This window comes from Bradyrhizobium sp. MV1.5 (assembly GCF_055807615.1).
The window spans coordinates 1-9,223 of the sequence record NZ_JBVVPL010000031.1 but is presented as its reverse complement, the minus strand read 5'-3'; the positions used below and the strand labels follow the sequence as shown (position 1 = coordinate 9,223).

Below are 9,223 nucleotides of genomic sequence, written 5' to 3'. Positions count from 1 at the left end.
CGCTTCGCTCCATCCGGGCTACGCACTTCGCTCACGCCTTCGGCATCGCCCCCACATATGACGAGCTCGGCCGGATCAGCCGTCCCGTCCGCTGCTGCTCGCGCGCATGCGCCGTCCAACCGGCGGCGCGCGCCACCGCGAAGATCGGCGTAAAAGCCTGCCTCGGAATCGCCAGCGCATCGAGCAGGATCGCGGTGAAGAACTCCACATTGGTCTCCAGCGGCCGGTCCGGATTCTTCTTGCGCAGCGCGCTGCGGATATAGGCCTCGACCTCGCCGGCAAACGGCAGGTCGGCGCCGTCCGAGGCCAGCGCCTCGATCGCGGTCTTGAGCACGTCGGCGCGGGGGTCGCGCACGCGATAGACGCGGTGGCCAAAACCCATCATCCGCTCGCCGCGGGCGAGTGCTGCGTCCACCCAGGGCTGGATGCGCTCGCGCGAGCCGATCGCGTCGAGCATTTCCAGCACCGGCTCCGGCGCGCCGCCATGCAGCGGACCCGTCAGCGCGCAATAGCCGGCGGTGACGGCGGCAAACAGGTCAGCCTGCGTCGAGGCCACCACGCGCGCGGTGAAGGTCGAGGCGTTCATGCCGTGGTCGCTGGCCGTGACGAGATAGGCGTCCAGCGCCGTGACCTCGCGTGGTTCAGGCGCGCGCCCGTGCAGCATGCGAAGCGTATCGGCGGCATGGCTCACGTTCGGATCGGGCGCCACGGGATCGAGACCCCTGGCGCGGCGGACGAGCGCGCCTGCAATCACAGGGAATGCGCCGACGATCGTCGCCTCATGGGCGAGGCCGTGCTCGGCGCGAAGGCCCGCGACCGCCGCGCGAAACCCGTCGACGACGCCCATGCCGCGGGCTGCCGGCAGCAACTCATCCAGCCGCGCGAAGGCACGCTCGCGTGCGGAGCCCAGGCTCGCGCGCACATTGGCTTCGCTCAGCGTGGTCATGCTGGCGCCGTTCCAGAGCCGGGCGGTGACGCCTTCAAAGCTCGACTGGCTTGCCAGTCGGCCGACATGCTCGCCGGCGATGATCAACTCGCCGCGCTCGCCGTCGACATGGCTCAGCACGGTTTCGGCTGCGGGAACGCCGTCCAGTCCGATCTGGCTTTTGGTGAGGTGGATGTTCATGGCCCAAATCTCCTTTGCACCAGCCAAAGGTCGGTCCTCTCGACAGATTGATCAATCTTGATTACATCAATCAATATGAAAAATTCGGAAGGTCTCTACCTCTCCGCCCGGGAAGCCGCCGCCGAGCTCGCGATCTCGCCGGCCACGCTCTACGCCTATGTCAGCCGCGGGCTGGTCCGCTCCGAGCCGACGCCGGACTCGCGCAAGAACCGCTATCGCGCCGAGGACGTCCGGGCGCTGAAGGAGCGCCGGGTGCCGTCGCCGGAGCCGCGCGGCCTGCGCAGCTTCGATGCCGATCTGCCGGTCATGGACACGGAGATCTCCACCATCACCGAGGACGGCGCGATCTATCGCGGCGTCAATTGCGTCGATCTCGCCGAGCACGACACGCTGGAGCACACGGCAACGCTTCTGTGGGACGTCTCCGGCGTCGATCCCTTTGCGCCCGGCAATTGTCCCGCGGTGTCCGATGAGATGCGCCTGATCGCGCAGGCCGCGCGCCGCGCCGCGCCGATTGATCGCGCCATTGCCGTGCTGGCGCTCGCATCGAGCGCCGATCCCCGCGCCTTCACCCGCGCGCATGATGGACGTGCGATGGTCGGTGCGCGCATCGTCCGGCTTCTGGTCGCGACCATGCTCAATACGGAGCCGTCAGCCGAGCCGCTGCACCAGCAGATCGCGAGGGCCTGGGCGCCCGACAACAAGCATGCGGCCGATCTCATCCGCCGCGCGCTGGTTCTGCTCGCCGAGCATGAATTGAACGCGTCCACCTTCACGGCGCGCTGCGCGGCCTCGACCGGCCTCAATCTTTATGATTCCGTCATCGCCGGCCTCGCCGCGCTGAAGGGACCGAAGCACGGCGGCGCCGGCGTGCTCGCCTCGCAGCTCGTCAAAGCGTTGGTGGATCGTGACGTCGAGCCAATGGTGCGCGAGCGTGTCGCGCTCGGCGAACGCTTTGCCGGCTTCGGTCACGGTGTCTACAAGCGGGGCGATCGGCGCGCGCAGTCGCTCCTGAATGCCTTGGCCCGCGCAGGCGCACCCCGCAAATTCACCAAGGAGGTGCCGGAGCGGATCGCGGAGGCGACCGGCGAGCTCGTCAACATCGACTACGCGCTCGCCGTGCTCGTGCATGCGTTGCGCCTGCCGGCCGGAAGCGAGCTCGCGCTGTTCGCCATGGCCCGCAGCGTCGGCTGGATCGCACATGCCAGCGAGCAATTGCAGTTCGGCAAGCTGATCAGGCCGCGGGCCAGGTATGTGGGACCGGCGCCGGGGCGGAGGGGAGGCGCTGCTAGCTAGGAGCGCTGCTGCGGTCGTCTTGGCGAAAGCCCGTGCTCGGGTGCCTGATCAATCCGCAAGCCCCATCACGAACGCCAAAGCAATCCCGAGCCGAGCCATGTCCTGGCTGCCGAGACGCCCGATCTTCTGTCCGATCCGTTCGCGTCTCACGGTGATCGGCTTGTCAGCCATCGCCTGCGATCTCAGTCGTAATCCATTCTCGCGGGTCGGCTCGATCGTCACGCGAAAATCCGGGGCGTCCGCCAGTTCGGAAGTCAACTGGCAGATCACTACGGAGGCATGAGTTTCAGGGAAAGCGTCGCTCTGCACGATCACCGCTGGGCGGGGTTTGCCATAGTCGCCCGTTGCAGCGACGGTCACCACGTCACCGCGTTGCATCTGCATCAAACTCGGAGACCGACTCAATCCACTGCAGCGCGCTGCGCTCGCGATCGGGATCGAGGCCGGCTACCTGCTTCGCCACCCGTCGTCGAACTGATCGCGAGCGCGCATCAGCTACGACGAGGCGCAGTTCGCGCAATCCCCGGACGCGCCTCCGCTGCCGCATCATTTTCATTCGCTCAGCGGGTGCAGTCATCGGAAGCGGTCCCATGTAACGCGTTACAATGTAACGCGTTACGGCTGGGGAGGCAAGGGCCGCCGTGTTGCGAGGTCCCAAAACCGCAGTGCGCCGCTCGACGCTACCACCCCCGCGGCTTCGCCACCGCCACACCGCCACCGTTCCGGCGGCGATAGATCCAGACCGCCAGGCCCAGAACGATCGAGATGCCGACCACGGTCAGGATCCAGATGTGCTTGCCGACATGTCCATGGTGGTGCAACCCGGCATATTCGTGCAGGGCCGACACCGCCAGAACACCCGGCAGCACATGCGCCGGCGCCCAGACCAGGATCGCCGGGATGTTGATGGCGTAGAAGCGGGCCGGGGGCATGCCCAGCGCGCCCGCCGTGACCGGGACGAAGGCACGGATCGGCGGCACGAAGCGGGCGAAGAACACCGCCCAGGTGCCGAAGCGGTGGAAGAAATTCTCGCTCTGCTCGACCACGCGCGGATAATTGGTCAGCGGCCAGGTGTTGAGGATCTCCCGTTGCTGCCGGTGACCGATCCAGTAGGCCGAACCATCGCCGAGCACTGCGCCGAACGCCGCCGCCAGCAACACCCATTGCAGCCTGAGTTCGCCGCCCGGGACCAGGGCGCTCAGCGCCAGGATGATGGTCGAGCCGGGGATGACCGACCCCACCACTGGAACCGCCTCCAGCAGGGCCGCCAGGAACAGGGTCAGATAGGCCAGCCACGCATGGGCCGAGACGAATGCAATGAGGGGATCGAGAAAGGACGTCACGTCGTCTCTGTGGTGGGATTGGGCCTTGGGGATGGGGCCTTGGGTTCGAACCCTACATAAGTAACGAGCGGCGGTAAAAGTGCCACCCGCGTGGGCAGGACCGCGCCCTTGGCACGAAATTCAGGCGTGATTCGCAGGGCAGCCTTCCAAAAATCGCGTTCCTTGCCTATCTAAATGAAAAGACAACGGAACTTTGATTGGGGGGCGGGCTTCTGCCCGCACGTTGTCTCTGATAGGTTCGCGATCGCACCCAGCCGCAGCCAACGTGCAATAACTGGTCTCGGGATCGCCCGGGACCTCGGAGGATTGATGACGACCGCCGCGATGTCCAAAGTTGAGGAAGTTTCCGGTTTGCCCGACATGAAGGTGTCGGTGCGCCAGGTGTTCGGGATCGACAGTGATCTCGAAGTCCCCGCTTATTCCGAAGTCGATCCTCACGTCCCCGAAGTCGATTCCGATTACCGCTTCGATCGCGCCACCACGCTCGCCATTCTCGCCGGCTTCGCGCACAACCGCCGGGTCATGGTCACGGGCTATCACGGCACCGGCAAATCCACCCATATCGAGCAGGTCGCCGCGCGGCTGAACTGGCCCTGCGTGCGCGTCAACCTCGACAGCCACATCAGCCGTATCGACCTCGTCGGCAAGGACTCGATCGTGGTCCGCGACGGCAAGCAGGTCACCGAATTCCGCGACGGCATTCTGCCCTGGGCGCTCCAGCATAACGTCGCGCTGGTGTTCGACGAATACGACGCCGGCCGCCCGGACGTGATGTTCGTGATCCAGCGCGTGCTGGAAGTCTCCGGCCGCCTGACGCTGCTCGACCAGAACAAGGTGATCAAGCCGCATCCGGCATTCCGCATGTTCTCGACCGCCAACACCGTCGGCCTCGGCGACACCTCGGGCCTCTATCACGGGACCCAGCAAATCAACCAGGGCCAGATGGACCGCTGGTCGATCGTCACCACGCTGAACTATCTCAGCCATGACGAGGAAGTGGAGATCGTGCTGGCCAAGGCCAAGCACTATCGCACCACGGAGGGCCGCGACATCGTCAACAAGATGGTTCGCCTCGCCGACCTCACCCGCAACGCCTTCGCCAATGGCGATCTGTCGACGGTGATGAGCCCGCGCACGGTGATCACCTGGGCGGAAAACGCCGACATTTTCAGCGACATCGGATTTGCGTTCCGGGTCACCTTCCTCAACAAGTGCGACGAGCTCGAACGTCCCCTCGTCGCCGAGTTCTACCAGCGCTGCTTCAACGCGGAGCTGCCGGAATCGGCGGTGAACGTGGCGCTCAGCTGAGAGTTCGAGACGGTGGAAGTCCGAATCGAGACGACTTACGGCGCGACGAAAAAATTCGTCGCGGCGGGTCTCGAGGCCTTCAATCGGCAGCATCAGACGGGCAGCCTGCCGAAATCATTTGCGGTGACGGTCAGGGAGAATGAAGCTGCTCGGGGCGGCCTGGTTGCCGAAGGTGTGGGCCAATGGATGGTCTTCACTCTTCTGTGGGTTGAGGACCAATACCGGCGCCGCGGCTTTGGCACCTCGTTGCTTCGCGCGGCAGAAGCCGAATCGAAGAAAAGGGGTGCGGTTGGCGCTCTGGTCGACACCTATTCGTTCCAGGCGCCGGCCTTCTACAGGATGAACGGCTATACCGCCTACGGGCAAGTCGATGATTTCCCCGAAGCCGGAATGACTTGGTTTCGATTCAAGAAGGCGCTTTGATCGATTGGCAGCATTGGATTCTGCAAAGAAAGCGATTGCGATGAGCACGACCAGCAAAGTCCGCTCCGGGCCGAAAGAACCATCCGCCGTGTCCGCCCGCTACGAGGACGATCTTTATGGCTGGGCTGAAGCTCAGATCGCGCTGCTGAAGGCCGGCCGTCTAACCGAAGTCGATGCACGGAATATCGCTGAGGAACTGGCTGACGTGGGGCACGATCAATACGACAAGCTGGAAAGCGCGTTGGGCATCTTGATGATGCACCTTCTGAAATGGGACCATCAGCCGACGCATCGATCGCGAAGCTGGGTCAACACCGTGCACGAGCAGCGAAAACGCATCGCGCGTGTCCTGCGCAAGAACCCAAGCCTCAAGTCGCGCATTCCCGAGGCGACCGAAGAGGGTTACGAGGATGCACGTGATGACGCCGCGGCTGAGACCGGGATCGCCAAGAAGCTTTTCCCGAAACCCTGTCCCTATGACTGGTCCGAGATCACGATGCGCGTCATCGAATTTGAAGATCTCCGGTCGCCGGAAGAGTAACATGATGCTGGAGCTTCGGCCGATCCCATGACCACCTCCAACTCCAAGTTCCGCAACACCAAGGAAGCCCCGACCGAGCCGTTCAAGCGCTCGGTGGCCTCCTGCCTGAAGGCGATCGCCAAGGCCCCCGAGCTCGACGTCAGCTTCGCCGCCGAGCGTCCAGGGCTCGCGCCGGGCAAGGCGCGGCTCCCCGAACCCGCGCGAAAAATGACCAGGCGCGATGCCGCGATCGTGCGCGGCCATGCCGATTCGATCGCGCTCAAGCTCGCCTGTCACGATCCGAAGGTGCATCGCAAGCTGATGCCGGGCAATCCGCAGGCGCGTGGCGTGTTCGAGGCGGTGGAGCAGGCCCGTGTCGAGGCGATCGGTGCGCGGCGCATGGCGGGCGTTGCCAAAAACCTCACTGCGATGCTCGACGACCATTTCCATCGCGGCAAGTTCGACGAGATCACCGACCGGGCCGACGCGCCGCTCGCCGACGCGCTGGCGATGCTGGTGCGCGAGCGCCTGACCGGCATGGCGCCGCCGACGGCCGCCAAGAAGATGGTCGATCTCTGGCGTCCCATCCTCGAAGACAAGATCGGCAGGCGGCTCGACCGGCTCGATACCCTCGTCGAGGACCAGACCAGGTTCGGCGATGCCGTGCATGATCTCCTGACGGCGCTCGAGATCGGCGACGAGCGCAGCGCCGACAGCGAAGACAATGACGAGAACGACGAGAACCAGGACGGCGACAACGATCAGTCCGGTGCCGAGGGCTCGCCCGATTCCGACGCCGCGCAGGAGATGAGCGCCGACCAGGCCCAGGCGTCGAGCGAGGAGATGAGCGAGAGCGCGATGGAAAGCGCGCAGGCCTCGACCTCCGACACCTTCGACGACGGCGAGCTCGGCGACGACGAGACGCCGGGCGAGGCGACGCGGCCGAATTCGCACGGCAAGAACGAGCCGCGCGGGCCGGAATACCACGCCTTCGCGCCCAAGTTCGACGAGGTCATCGCCGCCGAGGACCTCTGCGACCATGACGAGCTGGAGCGCCTGCGCGCCTATCTCGACAAGCAGCTCGCGCATCTGCAGGGCATCGTCGCCCGTCTCGCCAACCGGCTCCAGAGGCGCTTGATGGCGCAGCAGAACCGCGCCTGGGAGTTCGATCTCGAAGAGGGCATTCTGGACCCCGCGCGGCTGTCGCGCGTGGTGACCGATCCCTATCACCCGCTGTCCTTCATGCACGAGAAGGAGGCGACGTTCCGCGACACCGTGGTGACGCTGCTGCTCGACAATTCCGGCTCGATGCGCGGCAGGCCCATCACGGTCGCGGCGACCTGCGCCGACATCCTCGCCCGCACGCTGGAGCGTTGCGGCGTCAAGGTCGAGATTCTCGGCTTCACCACGCGCGCCTGGAAGGGCGGGCAATCGCGCGAGGCGTGGCTTGCCGCCGGCAAGCCGGCCAGTCCCGGCCGCCTCAACGATCTCCGCCACATCATCTACAAATCGGCGGACGCGCCCTGGCGCCGTGCGCGGAAGAATCTCGGCCTGATGATGCGCGAGGGGCTGTTGAAGGAGAACATCGACGGCGAGGCGCTCGACTGGGCGCACAAGCGCCTGCTCGGCCGGCCCGAGCAGCGCAAGATCCTGATGATGATCTCGGACGGCGCGCCGGTCGACGATTCCACGCTGTCGGTCAACCCCGGCAACTACCTCGAACGGCACCTGCGCCACATCATCGAGGAGATCGAGACCCGCTCGCCGGTCGAGCTGATCGCGATCGGCATCGGCCATGACGTGACGCGCTATTATCGCCGCGCGGTGACGATCGTGGACGCCGAAGAGCTCGGCGGCGCCATCACCGAAAAACTCGCCGAACTGTTCAGCGAGACCAACACCGCGCCGACGCAGCCGGCCAACCGCCCGCGCCGCAAACTGCATTCGTGAGCAACCATCGATCCCGCCGCAGCTTTATCGGCCACGCGGCGGCGGGATTTTCCACTCTCGCACTGTCTCGCCTGGCGCAGGCACAGCCCGCGCCGAAGCCGGCGCTGATCGAGCACGCCATCGCCGCGCCTGTCGGCATCGAGGTCAACGCGCGGCCGATTCCCCATTTCGAGCCGCGCGACCGCGCGCGCACGCGCTTCGGTTCGCTGGACTATCGCGGCGGCCTGGTGCTGACCTCGCCGCATCGCGGTTTTGGTGGCCTGTCCGGCTTCCGTTTCCTCGACAGCAAAGGCGAGCGCTTCCTCGCGATGTCCGACCAGGGCACATGGTTCACCGGTCGCATCCGCTATTCCGGGCGGAGCATGACCGGTCTCGACGACGTCGAGGCCGCGCCGGTGCTCAATGCGGAGGGGCGGCCGATCACGGAGAAGCGGCTGTGGTACGACACCGAAGCGCTCGCGCGCGACGGCGACCTCGTCTATGTCGGGCTCGAGCGCGTCAACCAGATCATGCGGTTCGACTTTTCGAAGGGCGGCACGCGCGCCCGCGGCGAGGTGCTGCCGACGCCGCCGGCGGTGCGCAAACTGCCCTATAACAAAGGGCTCGAGGCGCTGGTGTTCGTTTCCAAGGGCCAGCCGCTCGCGGGCACCTTGATCGCGCTGTCGGAGGGCGGCTTCGATGCCGACGGCAATCTGATCGGATTTTTGCTCGGCGGCCCCACGCCGGGCCAGTTCAGCATTCGCCGCACCGACCAGCAGCTCATCAGCGACGCCGTGCTGCTGCCCTCGGGCGATCTCCTGATCCTCGAACGCAAATTCTCCTGGTTCACCGGCGTCGACATCCGCATCCGCGCGATCCCCTTGAAATCGATCGCGCCTGGTGCGTTGGTCGACGGCCCCGTGCTGTTCAAGGCCGATCTCGGTCACGAGATCGACAACATGGAAGGCATCGACGCCCATTTCACCGCCGACGGCGAGACCGTGCTGACGCTGGTGTCCGACGACAATTTCTCGATGCTCCAGCGCACGCTGCTGCTGCAGTTCGCGCTGGTGGAGTAGGCGAGGCGAGAAGCCACCGACTGCGGTGCAATGCGTGGCCGAACAGGCCGCCATTCCCCCCGCGCGGCTGGCAATCGGCGCATCGCTCACTACAATCTCCCCAACTCCCGCCCTCCATCCCCCGGATCTCCGCGAGGAGTTGGACGCGCGTGAGGTTAGGCCAGATTTGGCGGGGGTGGAAGCTGAGGGGCGTTACGGA

9 protein-coding genes are annotated in these 9,223 nt (G+C 65.6%); 6 read left to right on the top strand and 3 right to left on the bottom strand.

Annotation, left to right across the window (positions count from 1 at the left end; translation table 11 throughout):
• Nucleotides 1-31 precede the first annotated feature (31 nt).
• Nucleotides 32-1,126: a citrate synthase/methylcitrate synthase gene (locus tag AC0L2J_RS25335; protein ID WP_473394885.1), complete on the bottom strand. Its 1,095-nt coding sequence runs from the start codon at nucleotides 1,124-1,126 to the stop codon at nucleotides 32-34.
• Nucleotides 1,127-1,201: 75 nt separating this feature from the next.
• On the opposite strand from AC0L2J_RS25335, the gene AC0L2J_RS25330 reads away from it, so the two are divergent.
• Nucleotides 1,202-2,422, top strand: coding sequence for a citrate/2-methylcitrate synthase (locus AC0L2J_RS25330; protein WP_007604584.1), 1,221 nt, complete (start codon nucleotides 1,202-1,204; stop codon nucleotides 2,420-2,422).
• A 48-nt stretch (nucleotides 2,423-2,470) separates the two neighbouring features.
• On the opposite strand, the gene AC0L2J_RS25325 is transcribed toward AC0L2J_RS25330, so the two are convergent.
• Both AC0L2J_RS25325 and AC0L2J_RS25320 read right to left on the bottom strand, forming a co-directional pair.
• On the bottom strand, nucleotides 2,471-2,800 hold the full coding sequence (locus tag AC0L2J_RS25325; protein ID WP_063996544.1) for a type II toxin-antitoxin system PemK/MazF family toxin: 330 nt from the start codon (nucleotides 2,798-2,800) through the stop codon (nucleotides 2,471-2,473).
• A gap of 302 nt (nucleotides 2,801-3,102) precedes the next feature.
• Entirely contained in the window at nucleotides 3,103-3,765 is a 663-nt protein-coding gene (locus AC0L2J_RS25320) for a DedA family protein (protein ID WP_007604586.1), read from the bottom strand.
• 309 nt (nucleotides 3,766-4,074) lie between these two features.
• Between AC0L2J_RS25320 and cobS the strand changes: the two genes are divergently transcribed.
• Genes cobS through AC0L2J_RS25295 form a run of 5 tightly spaced genes read left to right on the top strand, consistent with a single transcriptional unit; the run spans nucleotide 4,075 to nucleotide 9,024 of the window.
• Nucleotides 4,075-5,073 (top strand): cobaltochelatase subunit CobS, encoded by a 999-nt coding sequence (gene cobS / locus AC0L2J_RS25315; protein ID WP_007599232.1) that lies wholly within the window; start codon nucleotides 4,075-4,077, stop codon nucleotides 5,071-5,073.
• A 12-nt stretch (nucleotides 5,074-5,085) separates the two neighbouring features.
• The gene (locus tag AC0L2J_RS25310; RefSeq protein ID WP_473394884.1) at nucleotides 5,086-5,496 is read left to right on the top strand and encodes a GNAT family N-acetyltransferase; all 411 of its coding nucleotides are present in this window, start codon (nucleotides 5,086-5,088) and stop codon (nucleotides 5,494-5,496) included.
• A 40-nt stretch (nucleotides 5,497-5,536) separates the two neighbouring features.
• On the top strand, nucleotides 5,537-6,037 hold the full coding sequence (locus tag AC0L2J_RS25305; RefSeq protein ID WP_473394883.1) for a DUF29 domain-containing protein: 501 nt from the start codon (nucleotides 5,537-5,539) through the stop codon (nucleotides 6,035-6,037).
• Between the two features lie 27 nt (nucleotides 6,038-6,064).
• On the top strand, nucleotides 6,065-7,966 hold the full coding sequence (gene cobT, locus AC0L2J_RS25300; RefSeq protein ID WP_473394882.1) for a cobaltochelatase subunit CobT: 1,902 nt from the start codon (nucleotides 6,065-6,067) through the stop codon (nucleotides 7,964-7,966).
• Nucleotides 7,963-9,024 (top strand): esterase-like activity of phytase family protein, encoded by a 1,062-nt coding sequence (locus AC0L2J_RS25295; RefSeq protein WP_473394881.1) that lies wholly within the window; start codon nucleotides 7,963-7,965, stop codon nucleotides 9,022-9,024. The genes cobT and AC0L2J_RS25295 overlap by 4 nt, the downstream gene beginning before the upstream one ends.
• Nucleotides 9,025-9,223: the final 199 nt, after the last annotated feature.

Coding starts and splice junctions, on each gene's coding strand:
- AC0L2J_RS25335 (WP_473394885.1), bottom strand. CDS start 1,126: ATGAACATCCACCTCACCAAAAGCCAGATCGGACTGGACGGCGTTCCC.
- AC0L2J_RS25330 (WP_007604584.1), top strand. CDS start 1,202: ATGAAAAATTCGGAAGGTCTCTACCTCTCCGCCCGGGAAGCCGCCGCC.
- AC0L2J_RS25325 (WP_063996544.1), bottom strand. CDS start 2,800: ATGCAACGCGGTGACGTGGTGACCGTCGCTGCAACGGGCGACTATGGC.
- cobS (WP_007599232.1), top strand. CDS start 4,075: ATGACGACCGCCGCGATGTCCAAAGTTGAGGAAGTTTCCGGTTTGCCC.
- AC0L2J_RS25305 (WP_473394883.1), top strand. CDS start 5,537: ATGAGCACGACCAGCAAAGTCCGCTCCGGGCCGAAAGAACCATCCGCC.
- cobT (WP_473394882.1), top strand. CDS start 6,065: ATGACCACCTCCAACTCCAAGTTCCGCAACACCAAGGAAGCCCCGACC.